Annotated in this window: 24 protein-coding genes; 16 read left to right on the top strand and 8 right to left on the bottom strand. The window is 72.5% G+C overall.

What is annotated here, in order from left to right; all coding sequences use genetic code 11:
• Positions 1-94: 94 nt before the first annotated feature.
• Positions 95-1,900, top strand: coding sequence for a gamma-glutamyltransferase (gene ggt / locus ACFY8U_RS04805; RefSeq protein WP_389565620.1), 1,806 nt, complete (start codon positions 95-97; stop codon positions 1,898-1,900).
• A 112-nt stretch (positions 1,901-2,012) separates the two neighbouring features.
• On the opposite strand, the gene map is transcribed toward ggt, so the two are convergent.
• Positions 2,013-2,792 carry a type I methionyl aminopeptidase gene (gene map, locus ACFY8U_RS04800; protein ID WP_389566173.1) on the bottom strand — a complete coding sequence of 260 codons (780 nt, stop codon included), beginning with the start codon at positions 2,790-2,792 and terminating at the stop codon, positions 2,013-2,015.
• Between the two features lie 20 nt (positions 2,793-2,812).
• Here map and ACFY8U_RS04795 point away from each other — a divergent pair, with 20 nt between their 5' ends.
• Positions 2,813-3,064: a helix-turn-helix transcriptional regulator gene (locus tag ACFY8U_RS04795; RefSeq protein ID WP_361594468.1), complete on the top strand. Its 252-nt coding sequence runs from the start codon at positions 2,813-2,815 to the stop codon at positions 3,062-3,064.
• Positions 3,065-3,086: 22 nt separating this feature from the next.
• On the opposite strand, the gene ACFY8U_RS04790 is transcribed toward ACFY8U_RS04795, so the two are convergent.
• On the bottom strand, positions 3,087-3,743 hold the full coding sequence (locus ACFY8U_RS04790; protein ID WP_389565618.1) for an NAD(P)-dependent oxidoreductase: 657 nt from the start codon (positions 3,741-3,743) through the stop codon (positions 3,087-3,089).
• Positions 3,744-3,804: 61 nt separating this feature from the next.
• On the opposite strand from ACFY8U_RS04790, the gene ACFY8U_RS04785 reads away from it, so the two are divergent.
• The 7 genes from ACFY8U_RS04785 (at position 3,805) to ACFY8U_RS04755 (ending at position 10,939) form a co-directional block, all read left to right on the top strand.
• On the top strand, positions 3,805-4,242 hold the full coding sequence (locus ACFY8U_RS04785) for a winged helix-turn-helix transcriptional regulator (protein ID WP_389565615.1): 438 nt from the start codon (positions 3,805-3,807) through the stop codon (positions 4,240-4,242).
• Between the two features lie 10 nt (positions 4,243-4,252).
• On the top strand, positions 4,253-4,633 hold the full coding sequence (locus tag ACFY8U_RS04780) for a PPOX class F420-dependent oxidoreductase (protein WP_361757556.1): 381 nt from the start codon (positions 4,253-4,255) through the stop codon (positions 4,631-4,633).
• 121 nt (positions 4,634-4,754) lie between these two features.
• The gene (locus tag ACFY8U_RS04775) at positions 4,755-6,092 is read left to right on the top strand and encodes a UL36 very large tegument protein (RefSeq protein ID WP_389565613.1); all 1,338 of its coding nucleotides are present in this window, start codon (positions 4,755-4,757) and stop codon (positions 6,090-6,092) included.
• Between the two features lie 221 nt (positions 6,093-6,313).
• Positions 6,314-7,156 carry a nitrilase-related carbon-nitrogen hydrolase gene (locus ACFY8U_RS04770; RefSeq protein ID WP_361594476.1) on the top strand — a complete coding sequence of 281 codons (843 nt, stop codon included), beginning with the start codon at positions 6,314-6,316 and terminating at the stop codon, positions 7,154-7,156.
• A complete protein-coding gene (locus ACFY8U_RS04765; RefSeq protein ID WP_389565611.1) occupies positions 7,153-8,433 on the top strand; it encodes an aspartate aminotransferase family protein in 1,281 nt (426 codons plus the stop codon). The genes ACFY8U_RS04770 and ACFY8U_RS04765 overlap by 4 nt, the downstream gene beginning before the upstream one ends.
• Before the next feature lie 28 nt (positions 8,434-8,461).
• Complete coding sequence (gene hydA, locus ACFY8U_RS04760; protein WP_389565608.1) at positions 8,462-9,865, top strand: dihydropyrimidinase; 1,404 nt, start codon at positions 8,462-8,464, stop codon at positions 9,863-9,865.
• A 57-nt stretch (positions 9,866-9,922) separates the two neighbouring features.
• Complete coding sequence (locus ACFY8U_RS04755; protein ID WP_389565605.1) at positions 9,923-10,939, top strand: TIGR03842 family LLM class F420-dependent oxidoreductase; 1,017 nt, start codon at positions 9,923-9,925, stop codon at positions 10,937-10,939.
• Between the two features lie 70 nt (positions 10,940-11,009).
• Here ACFY8U_RS04755 and ACFY8U_RS04750 read toward each other — a convergent pair whose 3' ends face one another.
• Together ACFY8U_RS04750 and ACFY8U_RS04745 are read right to left on the bottom strand one after the other, a co-directional pair.
• Complete coding sequence (locus tag ACFY8U_RS04750; protein WP_389565602.1) at positions 11,010-12,683, bottom strand: acyl-CoA dehydrogenase family protein; 1,674 nt, start codon at positions 12,681-12,683, stop codon at positions 11,010-11,012.
• A gap of 138 nt (positions 12,684-12,821) precedes the next feature.
• The gene (locus tag ACFY8U_RS04745; protein WP_389565599.1) at positions 12,822-13,439 is read right to left on the bottom strand and encodes a TetR/AcrR family transcriptional regulator; all 618 of its coding nucleotides are present in this window, start codon (positions 13,437-13,439) and stop codon (positions 12,822-12,824) included.
• A 135-nt stretch (positions 13,440-13,574) separates the two neighbouring features.
• On the opposite strand from ACFY8U_RS04745, the gene ACFY8U_RS04740 reads away from it, so the two are divergent.
• The 5 genes from ACFY8U_RS04740 to ACFY8U_RS04720 all read left to right on the top strand — a co-directional run bounded on the left by ACFY8U_RS04740 (position 13,575) and on the right by ACFY8U_RS04720 (position 20,075).
• Positions 13,575-14,180, top strand: coding sequence for a TetR/AcrR family transcriptional regulator (locus tag ACFY8U_RS04740; protein ID WP_389565596.1), 606 nt, complete (start codon positions 13,575-13,577; stop codon positions 14,178-14,180).
• Positions 14,181-14,315: 135 nt separating this feature from the next.
• A complete protein-coding gene (locus ACFY8U_RS04735; RefSeq protein ID WP_389565594.1) occupies positions 14,316-15,239 on the top strand; it encodes a TauD/TfdA dioxygenase family protein in 924 nt (307 codons plus the stop codon).
• Positions 15,240-15,372: 133 nt separating this feature from the next.
• Complete coding sequence (locus tag ACFY8U_RS04730; protein ID WP_389565591.1) at positions 15,373-16,707, top strand: MFS transporter; 1,335 nt, start codon at positions 15,373-15,375, stop codon at positions 16,705-16,707.
• 45 nt (positions 16,708-16,752) lie between these two features.
• Positions 16,753-18,501, top strand: coding sequence for an aldehyde dehydrogenase family protein (locus tag ACFY8U_RS04725; RefSeq protein ID WP_389565588.1), 1,749 nt, complete (start codon positions 16,753-16,755; stop codon positions 18,499-18,501).
• Positions 18,502-18,596: 95 nt separating this feature from the next.
• Complete coding sequence (locus tag ACFY8U_RS04720; protein WP_389565585.1) at positions 18,597-20,075, top strand: long-chain fatty acid--CoA ligase; 1,479 nt, start codon at positions 18,597-18,599, stop codon at positions 20,073-20,075.
• 57 nt (positions 20,076-20,132) lie between these two features.
• Here the strand turns inward: ACFY8U_RS04720 and ACFY8U_RS04715 are convergent, their stop codons facing one another.
• The gene (locus ACFY8U_RS04715) at positions 20,133-20,513 is read right to left on the bottom strand and encodes a winged helix-turn-helix transcriptional regulator (RefSeq protein ID WP_389565583.1); all 381 of its coding nucleotides are present in this window, start codon (positions 20,511-20,513) and stop codon (positions 20,133-20,135) included.
• Between the two features lie 121 nt (positions 20,514-20,634).
• Between ACFY8U_RS04715 and ACFY8U_RS04710 the strand changes: the two genes are divergently transcribed.
• On the top strand, positions 20,635-21,042 hold the full coding sequence (locus ACFY8U_RS04710; protein ID WP_389565580.1) for a RidA family protein: 408 nt from the start codon (positions 20,635-20,637) through the stop codon (positions 21,040-21,042).
• A 70-nt stretch (positions 21,043-21,112) separates the two neighbouring features.
• On the opposite strand, the gene ACFY8U_RS04705 is transcribed toward ACFY8U_RS04710, so the two are convergent.
• The 3 genes from ACFY8U_RS04705 to ACFY8U_RS04695 form a co-directional block, all read right to left on the bottom strand.
• A complete protein-coding gene (locus ACFY8U_RS04705) occupies positions 21,113-21,745 on the bottom strand; it encodes a UdgX family uracil-DNA binding protein (RefSeq protein WP_389565577.1) in 633 nt (210 codons plus the stop codon).
• Entirely contained in the window at positions 21,745-22,038 is a 294-nt protein-coding gene (locus ACFY8U_RS04700) for a hypothetical protein (RefSeq protein WP_361757517.1), read from the bottom strand. Before ACFY8U_RS04700 ends, ACFY8U_RS04705 begins: the two co-directional genes overlap by 1 nt.
• Before the next feature lie 175 nt (positions 22,039-22,213).
• A complete protein-coding gene (locus ACFY8U_RS04695; protein ID WP_389565574.1) occupies positions 22,214-22,597 on the bottom strand; it encodes a hypothetical protein in 384 nt (127 codons plus the stop codon).
• A 169-nt stretch (positions 22,598-22,766) separates the two neighbouring features.
• On the opposite strand from ACFY8U_RS04695, the gene ACFY8U_RS04690 reads away from it, so the two are divergent.
• Positions 22,767-23,156, top strand: coding sequence for a helix-turn-helix transcriptional regulator (locus tag ACFY8U_RS04690; RefSeq protein WP_389565571.1), 390 nt, complete (start codon positions 22,767-22,769; stop codon positions 23,154-23,156).
• The last annotated feature ends 354 nt before the right edge of the window (positions 23,157-23,510 follow it).

The raw sequence follows: 23,510 nt of genomic DNA, 5'->3' as shown, positions 1-23,510 counted from the left end.
GCTAGCGGCACGGCGCACCGCTGTTCGAGGCGGTCCTGACGAGAAGGCGGGACGGAAGTTACGCTGCGCGGACGGTCGTTGACTGGAGGTACAAGTGCGACGCTCCACCGCTCGGAAGGTCTCTCTGCTCGCCGTCGCCGCGACGGTGCTCTCGGTGGGGGCCGCGGCGCCACCGGCCGGCTCCGCGCCACCCCCGCACCCGGTGAAGGAACCCGTCGCCGTCGGGTACGGCGGAGCCGTCGCCAGCGTCGATGCCGACGCCTCCGCCGTCGGCATCGAGGTGCTCCGCAAGGGCGGCAACGCCGTCGACGCGGCGGTCGCCGTGGCCGCGGCCCTCGGTGTCACCGAGCCGTACTCCGCGGGCATCGGCGGAGGCGGATACTTCGTCCACTACGACGCGAGGACCCGGACCGTCCGCACCATCGACGGCCGCGAGACAGCCCCCGCCTCGGCGGACAGGAACCTGTTCGTGGAGAACGGCGCACCCATCCCCTTCGAGGAGGGCATGACCAGCGGCCGGGGCGTCGGCACCCCCGGCACCCCCGCCACCTGGGAGGCCGCGCTCGACGCCTGGGGCACCAAGCCGCTGCGCACCCTCCTCGAACCGGCCGAGCGTCTCGCCCGTGACGGCTTCACCGTCGACGCCACCTTCCGCGCCCAGACGGCCTCGAACGAGGCCCGCTTCCGGGACTTCCCGGCCTCCTCGGATCTCTTCCTGCCGGGCGGCGGACTCCCGGTCGTCGGGTCGACGTTCAAGAACCCCGATCTGGCCCGTACGTACGACAAGCTGGGCCGTGAGGGCGTCGGCGCGCTCTACCGGGGGCCTTTGGCGCGGGACATCGTGAACACCGTCCGGAAGCCTCCGGTGCGGGACGGAGCCACGCGTGTGGTCCGCTCCGGGGATCTGACGGAGCGTGACCTCGCCGCGTACGAGACCGAGCGGCGCCGGCCCACGAAGGTCTCCTACCGCGGCCTCGACGTCTACGGCATGGCCCCCTCCTCGTCCGGGGGAACGAGCGTCGGCGAGGCGCTCAACATCCTGGAGCGCACCGACCTCTCCGCCGCCTCGCGGGCCGGGTATCTGCACCGCTTCATCGAGGCGAGCCGGATCGCCTTCGCCGACCGGGGCCGCTGGGTCGGCGACCCGGCCTTCGAGGACGTGCCCACACGGGAGCTGCTCTCGCAGCGGTACGCCGACTCCCGGGAGTGCCTGATCCGCGACGACGCCGTGCTCACCAGCCCGCTCGCGCCCGGTGACCCGCGTAATCCGGCGGCGTGCGCGACCGGTGGGACGGCCGCGCCGACCACGTACGAGGGCGAGAACACCACGCACCTCACGGTGGCCGACAAGTGGGGCAATGTCGTCGCGTACACGCTGACCATCGAGTCGACGGGCGGCAGCGGTATCACCGTCCCCGGCCGCGGCTTCCTGCTGAACAACGAGCTGACCGACTTCTCCTTCGCCCCGGCGAACCCGGCCGTCCACGACCCGAACCTCCCCGGCCCCGGGAAGCGGCCCCGCTCCTCGATGTCCCCGACGATCGTCCTCGACCGGCACGACCGGCCGGTGCTCGCGCTCGGCTCCCCGGGCGGGGCGACCATCATCACCACCGTGCTCCAGACGCTGACCGGTGTCGTGGACCGGGACCTGCCGCTCGTCGAGGCCATCGCGGCCCCGCGCGCCAGCCAGCGCAACCAGTCGACGACGGAGCTGGAACCGGGCCTGTGGAACAGCCCGCTGCGCGCCGAACTCGAAGCCATCGGCCACGGCTTCCGGCAGAACCCCGAGATCGGCGCGGCGACGGGCGTCCAGCGGCTGCCGGACGGGCGCTGGGTCGCCGCGGCGGAGAAGGAGCGGCGCGGCGGCGGCTCGGCGATGGTGGTGCGGCCGGTGGGCTAGGGCCAGGGGGTCCGTAGGGACAGGGCAAGCGGGGTCCGTACGGAGAGGGGCGGGGGGGTCCGTACGGAGAGGGGCGGGGCTCCCCGTACGGGAGGCCCCGCCGTCGTCGCCCCTACAAGGCCGTCAGGATCCGGGGGCCGTCGTCCGTGATCGCCACCGTGTGCTCGGCGTGGGCGGCACGGGAGCCGTCGAGCGTACGGATCGTCCAGCCGTCCCGCGCCGTGTAGTGGTCGTCCCCGCCGCCGCCGATCAGCATCGGTTCGATCGCGAGGACCATGCCGTGCCGCAGCGGCATGCCCCGGCCCCGGCGTCCCTCGTTGGGTACGCCGGGGTCCTCGTGCATGGCCCGGCCGATGCCATGGCCGCCGAAACCGTCGGGGATGCCGTAACCCGCGCTCCGGCAGACCCGGCCGATCGCGTGGGCGATGTCGCCGATCCGGTTGCCGACGACGGCCGCGCCGATGCCCGCCTCCAGCGCGGCGTGGGCCGTGTCGACCAGCCGGGTGTCCTCGGGGCGCGCCCGGCCCACGGTGAAGCTGACGGCGGAGTCGCCCGCCCAGCCGCCGAGGAGTGCCCCGCAGTCGACGGAAACCAGGTCCCCGTCCGAGAGGCGGTCGTCGCCCGGGATGCCGTGCACGATCGCGTCGTTGACCGACACGCACACGACCGCGGGGAACGGCACCGGCGCCCAGTCGGGGCGGTAGTCCAGGAACGGCGACCCGGCTCCGGCCGCCGCGAGGACCTCCCGGGCCGCCCGGTCCAGCTCCTTCCCCGTGACCCCGGGCGCCGCCTTCTTCCGTACGGCCGCCAGCGCCTCGGCGACCACCCGCCCCGCGTCGCGCATGGCCCGCAGGGATTCCTCTGTCTTGATCTCCACCATGCCAATTACTATACCGGTATTAGTATGGCGGCATGGTGCGCACACCCCTGACCCCCGAAGAGCGCGAGCGCGGCGAGCGGCTCGGCCGCATCCTGCGCGAGGCGCGCGGAGACCGCTCGATGGTCGAGATCGCCGCGACGGCCGGACTCTCCGCCGAGACCCTCCGCAAGATCGAGACCGGCCGGGCCCCGACGCCGGCCTTCTTCACGGTCGCGGCGCTGGCGGGCGTCCTCGGCCTCTCGATGGACGAACTCGTCACCCGGTGCGCCCTGGCGCCTGTCTGACGGCGCCCGACGCCGCGTCGTCTCAGGCCGAGACGGCGAGCTGGACGCGGCTGTGGCGCGGCCGCTCGATCTCGTCGACGATCGCCGACGCGAGGTCCGCGTGGGCGATCCGCCCCGACCCGTCGAGCACCGTGCCCACCGCCGTCCGGTACGCGCCGGTCACCTCGGCCTCCGCGTTCAGGTCCAGCGGCGGGACGACCATCAGCCAGTCGAGCTCAGGCCCCGCCGCGCCCGCGAGCAGCTCGAACTCCGCCACGTGTCCCTGGGCGAACGCCCGCCACTCGGCGGGGAATTCGGGCGCGTCCATCAGTCGGACTCCGGGCGAGGTCTCCAGCGTCGTCGCGATGCCCAGGGTCAGCAGCCGGCGGACCCCCGCCTCGCCGAGACCGGTGAGCAGGGCCTTCGCCGCCGCCGTGAAGTACTGCTCCGAGGGAAGATCGAGGCGGGCCGAGGCGTTGACCGCCGCGTCGTGGCCCGTGGCGAGGGTGGCCACCGACACCGGATCCGTGACGTCTCCCCGTACGACCGTGACAGAACCGCCACCCAGATCCTGGTACTTGGCGGGCTCGCGCACCACTGCGGTCACCCGGTGGCCCCGGGCCGCGGCCCGTGTCACGACGGCGCGGCCGACCCGTCCGCCCGCCCCGAAAACGATGATGTTCTTCGTGTCTTGGCTCATGGGCAGACCGTAGGACGGGGGTGCCTGGTTACTTCAAAGGTACTGGGCTAGCTTCGGACGCATGAACGAGTACGTGACCGGACGCATGACCGACGCCACGGCGGGAGCCGCGGCAGTGGCCTCGGCCGGGCAGGAGCCCCTCGCGCCCGATCTGTTCGACGATCCGGCGTGCGCCGACCACGCGCAGCCCTTCCGCGTCGGCGACAAGTGGACCGGCATGGTGCTCCGCTGCCTGGAGGACGGCCGGCCGCGCCGCTTCTCCGAGCTGCGCGTCCCGCTCCACTGGATCACCCCCAAGGTGCTCACCGAGACCCTGCGTGCCATGGAGCGCAACGGCTTCCTCACCCGGACCGTCCACGACGAGAACCCGCCACGCGTCGAGTACGCGCTGACCGCCCTCGGCCATTCGCTCATCGGACCGCTCGACACCGCCTGCGACTGGGCCCGCGCCCACGTCCCGGAGGTCACCGCGGCCCGGGTGGCCTACGGGCGACGTTAGTCTCGACGGCATGATTCCCGAGGAGCTGCGGCGCGGCCGCTACGTCAGTCTGACCACCTTCCGCCGGAACGGCACGGGCGTCGCGACCCCCGTCTGGTACGCGGTCGAGGGCGACGAGCTGTACGCCTGGACCCGTACCGACTCCTGGAAGGTGAAGCGGCTGCGGAACGACCCGCGGACCGTGGTCGCCGTCTGCGACCTGCGCGGGAACGTCGAGGAGGGCGCGGTGCGCCTGGAGGGCCAGGGCCGGCTCCTGGAGGGCGAGGAGCTGCGGCGGGTGCGGAAGCTGCTCTCGCGCAAGTACACCTGGCAGTTCTGGCTCGTCGACTGGCCCGCCATGATCGCCCGGCTGGGCAAGCGGCCGCACACCGGGATAGCGGTGCGGTTCTGACCCGTTCGCCACCCGAGCGGGCACCGGACGAAAACAGTCCGTAGCCGTCCCGTAACACGACTGAGGTCGAATACCCCCGGACCGGAAGGGCCCAGTCGAGTGCGCGGGCGGTGCGGACGATATGACGGTATATCAACTCCCGGCGGAGGTCGGTGCGTTCGCGCGCTACCTCAGAGGTCTGGCGGCGAGCCTGGTGCCGGGCGAAGGGTGGTATGGCGTCTTCGCGAGCCGCGACCCCGAGGGCCTGCGGGCCTGCCTCGACGGTACGGAGATCCTGCCCTGGGACGTCGTCGAGTCACTGCTCCAGGACCTGGGCGAGTCGCCCCTCGGGCCGCAGGCCGCCCGGGCGAAAGCCCTGCACGGCGCGGCGGCCGCGGCCCATGACCGGCGGCCGGGCGGGGCGGAGGTGCTCCGCGGGCGCCTGGAGGCGATGGAGCGCGAGCGGCGGTACGCCGAGACCCGCGGCCAGGAACTCGACGCGGCACTGAGGGGGGCGCAGGGCGGCGGGCCGGACGCCGACCGGATCGGCGGCGAACTGGCCTGGGCCCGGGACGACCACGCGCGGGCGACCGCCCGGATCGCGGACCTCACCGCGCGCCTCGCGGCGCTCGCCGACGACCGGCGGCCGACGCCCACTGCCCCCGGTCCCGCGTCCGGGTCCACCCCTGCCCCCGGTCCTGCGTCCGCGTCCGCGTCCGCCGCTGGGTCCGCGCCCGCTCCCGCCCCCTCGCCCGCGCCCCGGCGGAAGCCGCGCGGCGCTCGGTACGCCTGGCTCGGCGGGGACGGGGAGGGCGAGGAGGCGGTACCGGCCCCCGTATCCGTACCCGATCTGCCGACGGCGGGCGCGGCGCCCCGCGGAGCCCGCTTCGGCGGAGCCGAGGCGCCTCCCGCCCCCGCTCCCCGTCCGGCTGCGGGCGAGGTCGCCGAGGATGCGGCACGCGCGGCCGGGAACGCGGTCTACGCGCTCCAGCGGCTGCGCTCCCAGGGCCGCAGCGGCGAGGCCCACGCGCTGCTCTGCGAGGCCGTCGCCGGGCCTCCGGCCTGGCTCCCGGCGCTCGCCGCGGAGCTGCACCGGGCGGGCCTCGGCCCCGACTGGTCCACGCTCCTGTGGGAGGCGGCCCTGCTGCCGCCGGAACGCCTCGCCGCCGTCGCCGGGGCGCTCGCCGACGCGGGCCGGTCCGAGGACTGCGAGCGGCTGCTGCGGCAGGGAGTCTCCCGCCCGGTCGGCGAACTGGCGGGCGCGTGCGCCGCGCTGCACGCCGAGGGTCACCATCGCGAGGCCCACGCCCTGCTCACGGCCTTCCTCCGGGTCCGAACGCCCGAGGACGCCGCCCGTCTCGCCGCCGCCGACCCGCACGGTCTGATCCCCCAACTCCGTGCCGCTGCCGCCGCGATCTCCGCCGCCCTCGAACGTGATCTGCTCCACGCCCTGCGGGTGGCACGTCTGGCGGGCGTCTGACCGGATCCGCGCAGCCCGCGCGACCGGTGACAACTGCCCGTACGCCAATCCGATCGTGTCGGTGCGTGTCCGACATGGACCACTTGGGTATGAAACATGATCGACTCCGGCGGTTCACGGCGGTGGTCTTGCTCCGGGGTGTGACGGGGCTTACGTTCTCCTCCTACGCACCGCGTCTACGTGCGTAGAGGCTCTCTGACGCCGTGCCGAAGGAGCAGCTCATGACCGACGTCGTACGCGCCGCACTCGTCCAGGCGACCTGGACCGGCGACACCGAATCCATGATCGCCAAGCATGAGGAGCACGCCCGTGAGGCGGCCCGGCAGGGCGCCAAGGTCATCGGGTTCCAGGAGGTCTTCAACGCCCCCTACTTCTGCCAGGTTCAGGAACCCGAGCACTACCGCTGGGCCGAACCCGTCCCCGACGGGCCCACCGTCAACCGGATGCGGGAGCTCGCCCGGGAGACCGGGATGGTGATCGTCGTGCCGGTCTTCGAGGTCGAGGGCGCCGGCTTCTACTACAACACCGCCGCCGTCATCGACGCCGACGGCTCCTACCTCGGCAAGTACCGCAAGCACCACATCCCCCAGGTCAAGGGCTTCTGGGAGAAGTACTACTTCCGCCCCGGCAACCTCGGCTGGCCGGTCTTCGACACCGCCGTCGGCAAGGTCGGCGTCTACATCTGCTACGACCGCCACTTCCCCGAGGGCTGGCGCCAACTCGGACTCAACGGCGCCCAATTGGTGTACAACCCGTCGGCCACGCACCGAGGCCTCTCGTCCTATCTCTGGCAGCTCGAACAGCCGGCCGCAGCTGTCGCCAACGAGTACTTCGTCGCCGCCATCAACCGCGTCGGCATCGAGGAGTACGGCGACAACGACTTCTACGGCACCAGCTACTTCGTCGACCCCCGCGGCCAGTTCGTCGGCGAGGCCGCCTCGGACAAGACGGAGGAACTCGTCGTCCGCGACCTCGACTTCCGTCTCATCGAGGAGGTCCGGCAGCAGTGGGCCTTCTACCGCGACCGCCGACCCGACGCCTACGACGGGCTGGTGCAGCCGTGACCGGCCTCTACGACCGCCATCGCGCCGTGATCCCCGACTGGGTCGCCCTCTACTACAAGGACCCCATCGAGATCACCCACGGCGAGGGCCGCCACGTCTGGGACGCCGAGGGCACCCGGTACCTCGACTTCTTCGGCGGCATCCTCACCACCATGACCGCCCACGCCGTGCCCGAGGTCACCAAGGCCGTCGCCGAGCAGGCCGGCCGGATCATCCACTCCTCCACGCTCTACCTCAACCGCCCCATGGTGGAGCTCGCCGAGCGGATCGCCGGCCTCTCCGGCATCCCCGACGCCCGCGTCTTCTTCACCACCTCCGGCACCGAGGCCAACGACACGGCACTGCTGCTCGCCACCGCGTACCGCCGCTCCAACCAGCTCCTCGCGATGCGCAACAGCTACCACGGCCGGTCCTTCTCCACGGTCGGCATCACCGGCAACCGCGCCTGGTCCCCGACGAGCCTCTCCCCGCTCCAGACGCTGTACGTGCACGGCGGCGTCCGCACCCGCGGGCCGTACGCGCAGTACACCGACGAGCGCTTCCTCGAGGCGTGCGTGGCCGACCTGGAGGACCTGCTCGGCCACACGCGGGACGTCGCCGCGCTCATCGCCGAACCCATCCAGGGCGTCGGCGGCTTCACCTCCCCGCCCGACGGGCTCTACGCCGCCTTCCGCCGCGTCCTCGACCGGCACGGCATCCTCTGGATCTCCGACGAGGTGCAGACCGGCTGGGGCCGCACCGGCGACCACTTCTGGGGCTGGCAGGCGCACGGCCAGGCAGGTCCGCCCGACATCCTCACCTTCGCCAAGGGCATCGGCAACGGCATGTCGGTGGGCGGAGTCGTCGCCCGCGCCGAGATCATGAACTGTCTCGACGCCAACTCGATCTCCACCTTCGGCGGCTCGCCGGTCACCATGGCCGCGGGCCTCGCCAACCTCGCGTATCTCCTCGAACACGACCTCCAGGGCAACGCCCGGCGCGTGGGCGGCCTGCTCATCGAGCGGCTGCGGGCCGTCGGCGCCGGTATCGACGCCGTGCGGGAGGTCCGCGGCCGCGGTCTGATGATCGGCATCGAACTCACCCGGCCGGGCACCGACGAGGCCGACCCGGCGGCCGCCGCGGCCGTCCTGGAGTCCGCCCGCGAGAACGGGCTGCTCATCGGCAAGGGCGGCGGCCACAACACCAGCTCGCTGCGGATCGCCCCACCGCTCTCGCTGACCGTCGCCGAGGCCGAAGAGGGCGCGGACATCCTCGAACAGGCCCTCCGTTCCCTGTAGTTCACCGTATCCAGCCAGGGGGACACCCGTGAGCACCCGAACCCTCATCCGCGGCGGCCTCGTCGTCACCGCTGCCGACGAGATCCACGCAGACGTCCTGATCGAGGACGGCCGGATCGCCGCGCTCGCCGCGCACGGCTCTGACGCGGCCGCCGGCTGGACCGCCGACCGCACCATCGACGCCACCGACCGCTACGTCATCCCGGGCGGCGTCGACGCGCACACCCACATGGAGCTGCCCTTCGGCGGCACCTTCGCCTCCGACACCTTCGAGACCGGCACCCGGGCCGCCGCCTGGGGCGGCACGACCACCATCGTCGACTTCGCCGTACAGAGCGTCGGCCGCTCCCTGCGCGAAGGGCTCGACGCCTGGTACGCCAAGGCCGACGGACAGTGCGCCATCGACTACGGCTTCCACATGATCATGTCGGACGTGAACGAGTCGACGCTCAAGGAGATGGACCGGCTCGTCCAGGAAGGTGTCAGCTCGTTCAAGCTGTTCATGGCGTACCCGGGGGTCTTCTACTCGGACGACGGGCAGATCCTGCGCGCGATGCAGCGCGCCGCCGACGACGGCGGGCTCATCATGATGCACGCCGAGAACGGCATCGCGATCGACGTCCTGGTCGAACAGGCCCTGGCCCGTGGCGAGACCGACCCCCGCTACCACGGCGAGGTCCGCAAGGTCCTCCTGGAGGCCGAGGCCACCCACCGGGCGATCCAGCTCGCCCGGGTCGCCGGGGCGCCGCTGTACGTGGTCCACGTCTCGGCGGAGGAGGCGGTCGCGGAGCTGGCGGCGGCCCGGGACAAGGGGCTTCCGGTCTTCGGCGAGACCTGCCCCCAGTACCTCTTCCTCTCCACCGACAACCTCGCCGAGCCGGACTTCGAGGGCGCCAAGTACGTCTGCTCGACGCCGCTGCGGCCCAAGGAGCACCAGGCGGCGCTGTGGCGCGGGCTGCGCACCAACGACCTCCAGGTGGTCTCCACCGACCACTGCCCCTTCTGCTTCGTCGGCCAGAAGGAGCTGGGCCGAGGGGACTTCTCGAAGATCCCCAACGGCCTCCCGGGCGTGGAGAACCGCATGGACCTGCTCCACCAGGCCGTCGTCGACGGACACATCAGCCGCCGTCGCTGGATCGAGATCGCCTGCGCCACCCCGGCCCGGATGTTCGGCCTGTACCCGCAGAAGGGCACGATCGCCCCGGGCGCGGACGCCGACGTCGTGATCTACGACCCGCACACCGTCCAGACGCTGTCGGCCGAGACCCACCACATGAACGTCGACTACTCGGCGTACGAGGGAAGGACCGTCACCGGCCAGGTCGAGACCGTCCTCTCGCGCGGCGAACTCGTCATCGACCAGCGGAAGTTCACCGGCCGCGCCGGACACGGCGCCTTCACCCCGCGATCCACCTGCCAGTACCTGAACTAGCGATCACCCGGACCGGCGACCATCTGAACCGGTCAGTACCTGAACGAGGAGAACGACGTGGACTTCGGACTCGTCCTGCAGACCGACCCGCCCGGCTCCGAGGTCGTCGGCCTGATGCGCCGGGCGGAGCGCAACGGCTTCCGTTACGGCTGGACCTTCGACTCCGCCGTGCTCTGGCAGGAGCCGTTCGTCATCTACAGCCGCATCCTGGAACACACGACGAAGCTGCACGTCGGCCCGATGGTCACCAACCCGGGCACCCGGACCTGGGAGGTGACCGCCTCCACCTTCGCCACCCTCAACGAGATGTACGGCAACCGCACCGTCTGCGGGATCGGCCGCGGCGACTCGGCGATGCGCGTCGCCGGACGCAAGCCGAACACCCTGGCCCGGCTCGGCGAGGCCATCGACGTCATCCGTGACCTCGCCGAGGGCCGCGAGGCGGTCGTGGACGGCAACCCGATCCGGATCCCCTGGGTACGGAACGGGAAACTGCCGGTCTGGATGGCCGCGTACGGCCCGAGGGCGCTGGCGCTCGCCGGGCAGAAGGCGGACGGCTTCATCCTCCAGCTCGCCGACGAGTTCCTGACGGAGTGGATGGTCAAGGCGGTCCGCAAGGCGGCCGAGGACGCCGGGCGCGACCCCGAGGCGCTCACGATCTGCATCGCCGCCCCCGCGTACGTCACCACCGACGACTCACCCGGCGCCCTGGCCCACGCACGCGACCAGTGCCGCTGGTTCGGCGGCATGGTCGGCAACCACGTCGCCGACCTGGTCGCCAAGTACGGCGAGCACTCCGGAATGGTCCCGGACGCGCTCACCGCGTACATCAAGGACCGGCACGGCTACGACTACAGCCACCACGGCCGCGCCGGAAACCCCTCCACGGACTTCGTCCCGGACGAGATCGTCGACCGCTTCTGCCTCCTGGGCCCGGCCGAGGCGCACATCGAGAAACTGAGGAGGCTCCGGGAACTGGGCGTCGACCAGTTCGCCGTCTACAACATGCACGACGCGCGTGAGCGGACCATCGACGCGTACGGCTCCGACATCATCCCGGTCCTCAACCCCTAGGGGGTGTCCGGCGGGGGTGCGGCCCATGCCTACGAGAGCCGCCCCCCTCTCGCGCCCGACCCGCCCCGGGTCACCCCAGTCCGGCCGGGAGCCGTTCGAGGATGGTGGCGAGGTCCGTGCCCGTCGGCAGCGTGCCGAAGGCCAGGCCCCGGTCGCCCGCCAGCCTGGAGGCGCAGAAGGCGTCCGCCACCGGTCCGGGAGCGTGCCGTACGAGCAGGGAGCCCTGAAGGACAAGGGCGAGACGCTCCACCAGACGCCGGGCGCGGAACTCGGCGTCCTCCGGCCGTGCCAGCTCGCCCAGCACCTCCCGCCACGCCGCGTCCAGCCGGGCGTCCCCGCCCGCCGCCGACTCCACCTCGGCGCGGAAGGCCTCCAGGGACTCCGGTTCACGGAGCAGCGCGCGCAGCACGTCGAGCGCGTTGACGTTGCCCGAGCCCTCCCAGATGCCGTTGAGCGGGGCCTCCCGGTACAGCCGGGGCATGCCGGACGCCTCGTCGTAGCCGTTGCCGCCCAGGCACTCCAGGGCCTCGGCGACCGCCGCCGGCTGGCGCTTGCACACCCAGTACTTGCCGACCGCCGTCGCCAGGCGGAGGAACGCCCGCTCGCCGGCGTCGCCACGGTGGGCCCGGTCGGTCGCGCCCGCGACCCGCAGCGCGAGCGTGGTGGCGGCCTCCGACTCCAGGGCCAGGTCGGCGAGCACATTGCGCATCAGCGGCTGGTCGACGAGCTTCGCGCCGAACACCGAGCGGTGGCGGGCGTGGTGGGCGGCCTGGGCGAGCGCGGCGCGCGTGCCCGAGGCGGAGCCGAGGATGCAGTCCAGGCGGGTCATGGTGACCATGTCGATGATGGTCCGCACGCCCTTGCCCTCGGCACCGACCAGCCAGGCCACGGTGTCGTCGAACTCGGGCTCGCTGCTGGCGTTGGAGCGGTTGCCGAGCTTGTCCTTCAGCCGCTGGATCCGGAAGGTGTTGCGGCTGCCGTCGGGCAGTACGCGCGGGACGAGGAAGCAGGACAGACCGCCCGGGGCCTGCGCGAGGACGAGGAAGAGGTCGTTCATCGGGGCGCTGGTGAACCACTTGTGCCCGCGCAGCCGCCAACTGCCGTCGGCCGCCGGTACGGCCGTCGTGGTGTTGGCGCGGACGTCGGTGCCGCCCTGCTTCTCGGTCATGCCCATCCCGGCGAGAAGACCGCGCTTGGTGCCGGGCGCCTTCAGCACCGGGTCGTACACCCGGCTGGTCAGCAGCGGCTCGTACTCCTTGGCCAGTTCGGGGGCGTTGCGCAGCGCGGGCACCACGGCGTACGTCATCGACACCGGACAGCCGTGTCCCGCCTCGGCGGAGCTCCACACCATGAAGCCCGCCGCGCGCGCCACATGGACGCCGGGCCTCTCGTCCGCCCAGGGCGCGCCGGCCAGACCCTCGCCGATCGCGACGTCCATCAGGGAGTGGTACGCGGGGTGGAAGTCGACCTCGTCGACGCGGTGGCCGTAGCGGTCGTGGGTACGCAGCACGGGCTCGTGGCGGTTGGCCTCCTCGGCCCAGCGCTGGACCTCCTCGCTGCCGGTGCGGCGGCCGATCCGGTGCAGGTCGTCGAGGTACCACTCGGCGCCCTCACGGCGTACGCCCTCCAGCAGGACCGGGTCCTCGGCGACGTCGTGGCCGACGAGCGGCGGAGCCTGGTTGGTCACCTCGTGGGTGCGGGCGGTCGGGTTGCTGACCGGCCGGGTGTCCTCGGTGGTGGTCATGGGCGTGTCCTCCGGAGTCGTGGGGAAGAGCGGGCGCGGGGGAAGGCGGTGGGGTGCCGGTACGGGCGCCGGGGGGAGGTGGTCGGGTGGTGCCGGTACGGGCGGGGGGAGGTGGCCGGGTGGTGCTGGTACGGGCGGTCAGTTCGCCGGCGCTCGGTCGGCGCCCAGGCAGCGCAGGGACATCGCGGTGAGTTCGGCGATCAGTTGCTCGGCAGAGCTCCCGCCGGGTGCGCCGAGGGGGTCCACCAGGACCTCACCGATGGCCCCGGTCAGGGCGGCGGCGGTGACCTGGGCGTCCTGGGGCGGCAGCAGCCCCGCGGCCACCCCCTCGCTCACGACCTCGGCGAACAGCGTCCGGTACCGGCGCCGGAACTCAAGGCGCTCCGCACCGACGGCGGGCTCGGCGGGCGCGGCCAGCAGGGCGTAGGCCAGGCCGCGGCGTTCGAAGGAGCGCCGGGCGAACACCTCCACGCCGTGGGTGAGCCGCTCGACGGGGTCGCCCGGGCCGCGCAGCACCTCGCCGAGCACCTCGACCTCACGGCCTGAGGCGCGCCGGAAGACCTCGACGGCCAGCGCGGCCTTCGACGGGAAGTGCTGGTACACCGAGCCGGCCGCGATGCCGGCCGCGGCTGCGACGGCGCTCACCGAGGCCTGCGCCCAGCCCACCTCGGCCACGACGTCGGTGGCGTGCTGGACCAGGTGCTCTCGTGCGTCCCGGAGCCGCGCCAGTTCGGCCGGCGTCTTGCGGTAGGCCATGGAAGCAGTGAATCACCGTTCAGACCTTCACGCCAGAGCCGGGGTGGGGGCCGGTGCGGTTCGGGGTACCGGACCTGGCGTCGGTCCGTGCGGCCGGTGTGGGGGTCGGCCGCCGTCGCCCCGTAGGGTCGGGGCATGGTCGACGAGCAGGCGGGGCGGGGCAGCGGACGTGGTCCTGGGCGGCCGCGCGAGGAGCGGGTCACGCGCGCGGTCCTGGACGCCGTGGTCGCGCTGGTGGCCGAGCAGGGCATGGGGGCGGTCACCATGGACGCCGTGGCGACCCGGGCCGGGGTCAGCAAGCCGTCGATGTACCGGCGTTGGTCCACCAAGCAGGATCTCGTCATCGCCGCCGCCGAGTCGCGGGTCGGTCCGCTGACCGTTCCGGACATGGGGGACTTCCGCGCCGAGCTGCGGGCGGTCCTCATGGCGCGCCTTGAGGCGTACCGGCAGCCGGGGATCGACAGGCTGCTGGCGGGGGTGATGGCGGCCGCGGCCGACCCGGGCTCCGAGCGTGGCGCGTACGGGGAGTACACCGCCCGCGTCACGGGGGAGATGCGGCACATCGTCGAGCGCGGAATGGCGCGGGGCGAACTGCGGCCCGGGATCGACGTGGACGCGGCGGTGACGCTGGTGGCGGCCTCGCTGGTCTTCCGGATGGTCGCCGAACTGCGTATGCCCGACGAGCGGCTGGTCGACTCGGTGGTCGACCTCATCGGCCGCGCCGTCGGGGCCCCGGACTGACGGGGCGTTCCCGCCGGCCTCCCCGGACGGATATTCGTTACTGGCGGTTTTGAATTCATGGCCGCAGACCCTTGCCAGGGCGACTCTGGATATCGATACTCCCGGTAACGATTCTTCGAGCCGTTCGGAGGGACCATGGACACCACCGTTGCCGACCCCAAGCCCGTCCTCGACAAGCCCCTGATGCACTACGGGGTACGCGTACTCGACCGCACATCGCCGGGGACCCCGGAGACCCGGTACGACCTCCTCGACGTCACTCCGCTCACCCCGCACTTCGGCGCCGTCCTCGGCGGCGTCGACCTCACCGGGGCGATCGGGGACGACCTCGCCGAGGAGCTGCGGCAGGCGCTCCTGGAGTGGAAGGTCGTCTTCTTCCGCGGCCAGACCGGCTTCACGGCCGAGCACCAGCTCGCCCTCGCCGGTGTCTGGGGGCCGCCCGAGCCCAACCCGTTCTTCCCCGGCACCGAGCACGTCGGCGTCTCCAGGCTCGCCAAGGACGCCAAGGCCCAGGGCAACAAGAACATCTGGCACAGCGACCACTCCTTCATGGTCAACCCGGCCCTCGGCTCGGTGCTCCGCGCCGTCGAGGTGCCCGCCGCGGGCGGCGACACGATGTGGGCGGACATGGGTGCCGCGTACGACAACCTCTCGGACGAGCTGAAGGAGCGGATCGAGGGCCTCACCGCGGTCCACGACTGGGAGCCCAGCTGGGGCGCGCTGATGAACGACGCGCAGAAGGCGGCCTTCCGCAAGAACTGGCCGCAGGTCGAGCACCCGGTCGCCGTGCGCCACCCGCGCAGCGGCCGCAGGACGCTCTACGTCAACGAGCCCTTCACGACCCGCATCGTCGGCCTGTCGGACGCCGAGAGCCGCGAGCTGGTGGACGAGCTGGTGCTGCAGGCCCGGATTCCCGAATACCAGATCCGCTTCCACTGGGAGGCCGACTCGATCGCCATCTGGGACAACATCGCCACCCAGCACTACGCGATCAACGACTACTACCCGCGGCGGCGGGTCATGGAACGCGTCGCGATCGAGGGCGTTCCCCTCTCCTGACCCCCGGCGTCCCCGCCTGCGGCGCTGCCGCCTCCGGCATTCCCGCCCCCTGCATTCCCGACTCCTTCGCCCTCCTTCCCTCCCCGCCCTCCCCGCCCGGCAACGACGCCGGCCGCACCCCTCCGGAGGTTCAGTGACCGCCGCTGACACCACATCGACGCCGCTCGGTGATCCCTCGTCGGCAGACCGCGGCACCAGGTCCCGCGCCTGGGCCGTCACCGGCCTGCTCGTCGTCTTCATGATGATCAACTTTGCGGACAAGTCGGTGCTGGGCCTGGCGGCCGACGAGATCCGCGCCGATCTGGACCTCAGCGCGACGGAGTTCGGGCTCGCCAACAGCGCCTTCTTCCTGCTCTTCTCGGTCGCCGCTGTCGTGGTCGGGGTGTTCGCCGACAAGGTGCGGCCCACCACGGTGATCCTGGTCATGGCCCTGCTCTGGTCGGTGGCTCAGGTACCGCCCGCCATAGGCGGCGGACTCGCCTTGCTGGTCGGCTCCCGGATCGTGCTCGGCGCCGCCGAGGGGCCGGCCTTCCCGGTCGCCCAGCACACCGCGTTCAGCTGGTTCCCCGACCACCGGCGCAATCTGCCGGGCGCCCTGGTCACGCTCGGAATCACCCTCGGTGTGATCACCGCTGCCCCCGGTCTCACCTGGGTCATCGACCACCACCACTGGCGCACCGCGCTGTGGGTGCTCGCCGCCATCGGCCTGGTGTGGGCGGCGGTCTGGCACTTCTTCGGCGGGACCGGAACGTACCGGACCGCCGACGCACCACGTGCCCACGGCGATGCCGCCGAGGCCCGTACCGGCGCTCCCGCCCCCGAAGCGGCCGGGGAGCGGGTTCCGTACCGGCGCATCTTCGCCACTCCGACCTGGCTCGCCGTCACCGCCGCCTACTTCACGTGCTATTGGGCCGTGGCGCTCATGCTGGTGTGGCTGCCGTCGTACCTGCGCAACGGACTCGGCTACTCCTCGTCCGAGGCCGGCCGCCTGGTGGTCCTGCCCTGGGTGATGGGCGCGGTCGTCCTGCTGGCGCAGGCCGGCATCACCGGATGGCTGATGCGGCGCGGCGTCAGCACCCGGTGGGCGCGCGGCGGCGTCGGTGGCGCGGCTCTCGCTCTCGGCGCGCTCGCGTGCCTCGGCGTGCCGCTCGTGGACGGCAGCGGCGCCAAGACCGCGCTGCTCGCCGTCGGCATGGGCCTCGGAGGTTCGTACGCCGCCGTCGCGGCCACCACCGTCTCCGAACTGGCCCCTCCGGGCCGGGCCGGAGGAGCCCTCGGCGTCATGAACGCCGTGGTCACCACGGCGGGCCTGGCCGCGCCGGCCATCGTCGGTGTGATGGTCGACCGGCAGGGTCCGGGCGGCTATCAGAACGCCGTGATCGTGACCGGCGCGATGCTCCTCGTCGGAGGGCTGCTCTCCGCCACGCTCGTCGACCCGGCCCGCGACCGCGCCCGGCTCCGCGCCTGATCCGTCGTCCTCGTACCCCGTCGCCGACCAGGAGTTGACCTCACCATGACCCCTGCCCCCGTTCCCTCCACTCCCACGCCCGCCGTGGACCTCGACACCGCCCCGCTCGACCGCGCCGTCGCCGATCTGCGCGCGGGCGCCGAGACCTGGGCGGCCACGCCGATCGCCGAGCGGATCGGTCTGCTGGAACGCATGCTGCCGCGGATCGCCTCGCGCGCCGCGGAGATGGTCGCGGACTCCGCCGCGGCCAAGGGCCTCGCCCCCGGCTCCCCGTGGACCGCCGAGGACTGGATCGGCGCCCCCTGGGCCCTCGCCCAGGGAGTGAGCGCCCAATTGCACGTCCTGCGCCGGATCGCCGCGGGCAAGTCACCCGTGGACCCGGGCGCCGTGCGCGAGCGCGACGGACGTGCCGTCGTGGACGTCTTCCCCGCCACCGGCTGGGACGCGCTGCTGCAGAACGGGACCACGGCACAGGTGTGGACGACGCCCGGCACCACGGCGCGCCAGGTCGTCGACCGGGCCGCCGGGGAGTACCGCGGACGCGCCGGACGCCCCGCCGTCGCGCTGGTCCTCGGCGCCGGGAACGTCGCGGCCATCACCCCGCTCGACATCCTGCACAAGCTCTACGCCGAGGGGCAGACCGTCATCGCCAAGATGAACCCGGTCAACGACTACCTCCGCCCCCACTTCGAGCAGGTCTTCAGCGAGTTCGTCGACCGGGGCTGGGTGCGCTTCGCCGACGGAGGAGCCGACGTGGGTGGCCATCTCGCCGGTCACGACCATGTCGACGCGATCCATGTCACCGGCAGTGAGAGGACGCACGACGCGATCGTGTGGGGCACGGACGAGCGGGCCGCCGAGCGCCGCCGTACCGACACGCCCCTGAACGACAAGCCCTTCAGCAGCGAACTGGGCGGTGTCACCCCGTGCATCGTGGCGCCGGGCGCGCCGGGCGACTGGAGCGCCGCCGACTTCCGGTACCAGGCCGAGCACATCGTCACCAGCAAGATGAACAACTCCGGCCACAACTGCGTCGCCAGCCAGATCCTGATCCTGCCCCGCGACTGGGACGGCAGCGACCGGCTGCTCGACGAGATCCGCCGGCTGCTGCGCGAACTGCCGCCCCGCGCCGACTACTACCCGGGCGCGGACGACAGGCTCGACGCGGTCCTCGCCGCTCATCCGGAAGCCGAGGTGTTCGGTGACGGCAGGTGCCGGGTCCTCGTCCCCGATCTCACCGGCGTGGACGACATGCTGCTCACCGACGAGGTCTTCGGCAGCGCGCTCGGCGTCGTCCGGCTTCCGGGGGCGGACGCGGACGCGTTCCTCCGCGAGGCCGTGAACTTCGCCAACGACCGGCTGCCCGGCACCCTGGGCGCCACGCTCATCGTCCACCCCAGGACCGAGCGCGCCCACCGCGCCGCCGTGGACTCGGCGATCGAGGGGCTGCGCTACGGCACCGTGGGCGTCAACGCCTGGTGCGCCCTCGGCTTCCTGCTGGGGTACACGCCCTGGGGCGCGTACCCCGGTCACACCCGGCAGGACATCGGCAGCGGCATCGGGTTCGTACACAACGCGTATCTGCTGGAGGACATCGAGAAGACGGTGCTCCGCTCACCGTTCGCCCCCGCCCCGCGCGGCCTGTTCACCGGCTCGCCGTCCCTGTCTCCGCGGCCTCCGTACTTCGTGACCAACCGCACCGCCCTGACGACCGTCGAGCGGCTGACCCGCTTCACCGCGGCGCCCTCCGCCGCCAGGCTTCCGGCCCTTTTCGCCTCCGCCCTGCGCGGCTGACCCGCCGCGCCCCCCCCGGCACGGCGAGTACGCCCGCCTGCCGGCCAACGCCCGCCCGCCCCGACCGTCCCTCGGACCTACCCGAAAGCCGTCCCATGAACCTCGCCGAGATCCTGCCCCGCACCGCCCTCGAACACGGCCACCGCACCGCCGTCGAGCTGGGCGACACCGCCTTCACGTACGCCGAACTCGACACCCTCTCCGGTCGCGTCGCCGCCCTGCTCACCCACCGCGGCGTCGCCCCCGGCGACCGCGTGGGTGTGATGCTGCCCAACAGCCTCGACTTCCCCGCCCTCTACTACGGCATCCTGCGGGCCGGCGCCGTCGCCGTCCCCATGAACCCGCTCCTGAAGTCCCGCGAGGTCGCCCACTACCTGAGCGACTCCGGCGCGGTGCTGCTGTTCGCCCACGAGGTGTGTGCCGCCGAGGCGGTACGGGGAGCGGAGGGCACCGCGACGACCGTCGTCCCGCTCGCCGCCGGGACACTCACCGAACTGCTCGCCGAGCATCCGGAGCCGGCCGCCTTGCTCCCGCGCGCGGACGACGACACCGCCGTACTGCTCTACACCTCGGGCACCACCGGCTCCCCGAAGGGCGCCGAACTCACCCACGCCAACCTGCTGCGCAACGCCGAGATCTCCGCGCGCTCGCTGATCCGTCTCACCCCCGAGGACGTGATCCTCGGCTGCCTGCCGCTGTTCCACACCTTCGGCCAGACCTGCGCCATGAACACCGCCGTCGTCGCGGGCGCCCGGCTGACCCTGACGGGCCGCTTCGACCCTGCCGACGCGCTCCGGACCCTCCAGGAGCGGGGCGTCACCGTCTTCGCCGGAGTGCCCACGATGTACGCCGCGCTGCTCGCCGCCCGTACCGCGCTGCCCGAGGCGTACGACACCGCCACCTTGCGTCTCTGCCTCTCCGGTGGCGCGTCCCTGCCCGTCGAGGTCCTGCTCGGTTTCGAGAAGGCCTTCGACGCGCCCGTCCTGGAAGGTTTCGGGATGTCCGAGACCTCGCCCGTCGCCTGCTTCAACCACCTGGACCGCCCGCGCAAGCCGGGTTCGGTGGGCACCCCGATCGAGGGCGTCGAGCTGCGTCTGATCGACGTGCACGACGGCGTCGGTGAGCTGTGCGTGCGCGGCCACAACGTCATGAAGGGCTACCTCGGGCGTCCGGAGGCCACGGCGGAGGCCCTCCAGGACGGCTGGCTGCGCACCGGCGACCTCGCACGCGTCGACGAGGACGGCTACTACTACATCGTCGACCGGAAGAAGGACCTCATCATCCGCGGCGGATTCAACGTCTACCCGCGCGAGGTGGAGGAGGTGCTGTACGAGCACCCCGCCGTGGCCGAGGCGGCGGTGGTCGGCCTGCCCCACGCGACCCTCGGTGAGGAGGTCGCGGTCGCTGTCGCGACCCGTCCCGGGGCGGAGGTGACGGCCGACGAGCTGCGGCAGTTCGTCCGGGAGCGGGTGGCGGCGTACAAGTACCCGCGGGAGATCAAGCTGGTGGAGGCGCTGCCGAAGGGAGCCACCGGAAAGATCCTGAAGCGGGAGATCACCTTCGGCGCGGAGTGACGGGGGGGACCGTCGAGCAGGGCCGGTCCGGGCCGGGGCGGCAGGGGAGCCGATCCGTCACGCGTCGAAGCGGCGGCGGGACTCCTCGATGTGGCCGAGGTTCTCGTGGGTCCAGTCGCACAGTCCGTCGATCGTCCTGCGCAGGGCCCGGCCCGGCTGGGTGAGCTCGTACTCGACCCGCGGCGGCACGGTGGGGTGGACGGTCCGCCGGACCAGGCCGTTGCGCTCCAGCATGCGCAGGTTCTGGGTCAGCATCTTGTGGCTTATGCCCTCGACCTCGTTCCGCAGCTCGCTGAAGCGCAGCGTGCGTTCACCGAGGAACTCGATGATCAGCAGCGCCCATTTGTTGGCGACGTCCGAGAAGATCTCCCGCGCCAACGAGTCCGCGCGTGCCAGGTCCGTGTCCTGGGCCGAGCCCTTGAACTGCTTGGTCACCATGAGGTTCCCCAGTCACCGAAAAGTGCGTTCTTCCATGTCAGGGGCCACTCTCCTACGGTTCCCAAGTAACCACAAGAGACCGAGCCCCCGCCGGGGCTCGCGTGACAAGGAGGCGGGCGACATGGCCATCACCCTGGTGAACCCGAGCGGACTGCCCACGGTCGATGCCTACCGGCAGGTGTCGATCGCGACCGGCTCGAAGCTGGTCTTCGTCGCAGGACAGGTGGCGTGGGACGCCGCCGGCGTCACGGTGGGCGAGGGTGACCTCGCCGCGCAGGTCGAGCAGTGCTACCTCAACGTCGCCACCGCGCTGGCCGAGGCCGGCGCCTCGTTCGACGACGTGGCGAAGCTGACCGTCTACGTCGTGGACTGGACCCCCGACAAGATGCCGCTGCTCATGGAAGGCGTGGGCCGTGCGACCGCGAGGCTGGGCGTCACCCCCGTACCGCCCGCCTCGCTGCTCGGCGTCGCGGCGCTGGACGTACCCGAGCATCTGGTCGAGATCGAGGCCACCGCGGTCATCGAGTGACCACCTGGCCGCCCTGCTCGAAGGGCTGCGAGCCACCCGGCTCGTAACCGGCGCGTGCCCACGCGCCTGGTCACAGGGCGCGCGCCGCGACCCGCAGGTCGGCGGTCAGGCCGGCGAGGGCCGCGTCCCGGTCGTCGGCGCGCAGGACCGCCGAGGGGTGGATCGTGGCCACGCACCGGATCCCGTCCGCGTCGGGCAGGGGCCGTACCACCCCGCGGTCCGAGCCGACCCGGAACGTCGGGCCGAGCAGCGACCGGCCGGCCGTCGCGCCGAGCACCACGACCATCTCCGGTGCGACCAGCCGGAGCTCCGCCTCCAGCCAGGGCCGGCAGGCCAGGGTCTCCCGGAGGCTGGGTGCCTTGTGGATGCGGCGCTTCCCGGGGCCCTTGCGGGTGAACGAGAAATGCTTGACCGCGTTAGTCAGGTACACCTCCGCCTCGTCGATCCCCACCTCCGCGAGGGCGCGCGAGAGCAGCCGCCCCGCCGGGCCCACGAACGGCTCACCCTCCAGGTCCTCGCGGTCGCCGGGCTGCTCACCGACGAGCATCATCCGGGCGTGAGGGTCGCCCCGGCCGAACACCGTCGCGGTCGCGTCCCGGTACAGCGGGCAGCCCTCGCACTCCGCCGCGGCCTTCCTGTGTGCGGGGATCCCGCCCCGCGAGGGAAGGTACGGAGTGGCGTCGTACCGCTCGTCGGCGGGCATCAGGCAGCGGCGCCCGAGGGTGCGGGGCCCGTGTCGGGCGTGGCCGGCCGGGCGGGGCCGACGACGGTGAGGGGAATGCCCAGGTGCTCGCACAGCCGCCGGGCTCGCGTGAGCGCGCTCAGTGAAGCCGCTGAGGGGTCCGCGGTGGGCAGCTGCACGCGTACGTGTCGCGGGCGGTGGGCGTGGACGAGCGCCTCGGTCTCCAGGGAGGCCGCCGCCCTGCTGCTGACATCGAGGTCGCGCAGAAACGTCACGTGCAGGACGCCGTCCTCGATGGCGTGGCTGATCAGCATGACGGTCTCCTTCTGTGCCGGCGTCCCTGCTGGACGGGACGTTCCATGCCCAACCGGGGCGGCTCGGCAAAAGGCCAGCGCTTGGGCCACCAACGAGCCATTGTCCGAGGAAGCAGGCCTTCCCGCACGTCCGCCGAGTCGGGGCGGCGTGCGGACCACCGCGCCATGTCGCAGGTCAGGCTGCGCCGCGGTTGCGGTTCGCGGAGCGCGGGGCGTGGGGGAGGTGCGTGATCCAGAGAGCCCCGGCTTCGAGCTGTTCCAGGTCGAGGCCGGTCTCCTGGCTGAGGTCCGCCATGCTGATGCCGTGGTGGTGCCGGCCCATGGTGCGGGAGATCTTCGCGAACCAGAGCTCCGCGTCGTGGTACGGGCGTCCTCTCAGCTCGTTCACGAGGAGGGCGAGGTGCTCGACGCTGCAGGCCGACAAGGGTCGCTGGCCGTCGTGCAGGGGGTCGTCGGGGTCGACGTACGACGAATCAGGTGCGCGCCCTTCGTACGGGCGTGGGCCGGTCGGGCATCCGCACACCCCACAGGGGGCGTGGTGGCGGGCGTCGGAGGTCATCGCGCACCTCCAGCAGGATCGCGGGGGGCGGGGGTGCCGCCCGGGGCCGGTCGGATTCCGGGGGAGCTCTCACCCGTAATGGTGCGCGCCCCTCCGATATACGTCAAGGAATACGTGAAAATCAGGACGTATAGTGAATGATCCGCGTCCAGATGGGCAGAGGAATGCCATGGCAGATGGCGCACGCCACCACCCGAGCTGGACCTTTCTGACCAATCACGCTCGGGTGCTCCTGATGCTCTCCCGTGATCCGGGGATCCGGCTGAGAGATGTCGCCGCCGAGTGCGGGGTGACGGAGAGAACCGTGCAGGCGATCGTCTCCGACCTGGAGGCCGACGGGTACGTCACTCGCACCCGGGCGTCGGACGGCCGTCGGAACCGCTATGAGATCAACCCCAAGGCCCAGTTCCGCCACCCCGCCGAAGCGGGGCACGAGATCGCCGGCCTCCTCGCCCTGCTGGCCGCCCCCGCCGAGTCGCAGGATCGTGTGGCGGCCGGGACGGGAGGCGGCGGATCCGGCCGGGCCCGCGACACCAGGCGGCGCGACGGCGAGGCGTGACGGCCCGGGGGAGAGCCCGGGAGGCGCGGGGGAGAGGCCCTGAACGCCCAGGGGAGCCCTGACGCCTGGGGGAGAACCCATGCAGGGCAGCCCATGGCAAGGGCGGTCCACGACAAGCAGAGCGCGCGGCCCACGACAAGCACAGTGCACGGAAGGCGCCAAGCGCAGCGCACGGAAGGGTGGCCGCCGACCCCGCGGGGTCGGCGGCCACCCTTCAGCTGTCGAGGCGAGCGGGTTCGCCCGCGAGGTCAGCCGTGCCGCATGTCGTCCGGGTCCACCGGCATCCGGCCGGCCCCCGGCGTCGGCGGCTTGTCCGCATAGCCCTGGCGAGGCGGTGCCCCCTCATCGGTCATG

The organism is Streptomyces sp. NPDC012508 (genome assembly GCF_042902595.1).
Taxonomy (GTDB): domain Bacteria; phylum Actinomycetota; class Actinomycetes; order Streptomycetales; family Streptomycetaceae; genus Streptomyces.
Note: the sequence above shows the minus strand (reverse complement) of the source record. Positions and strands in the feature narration are given on the sequence as shown.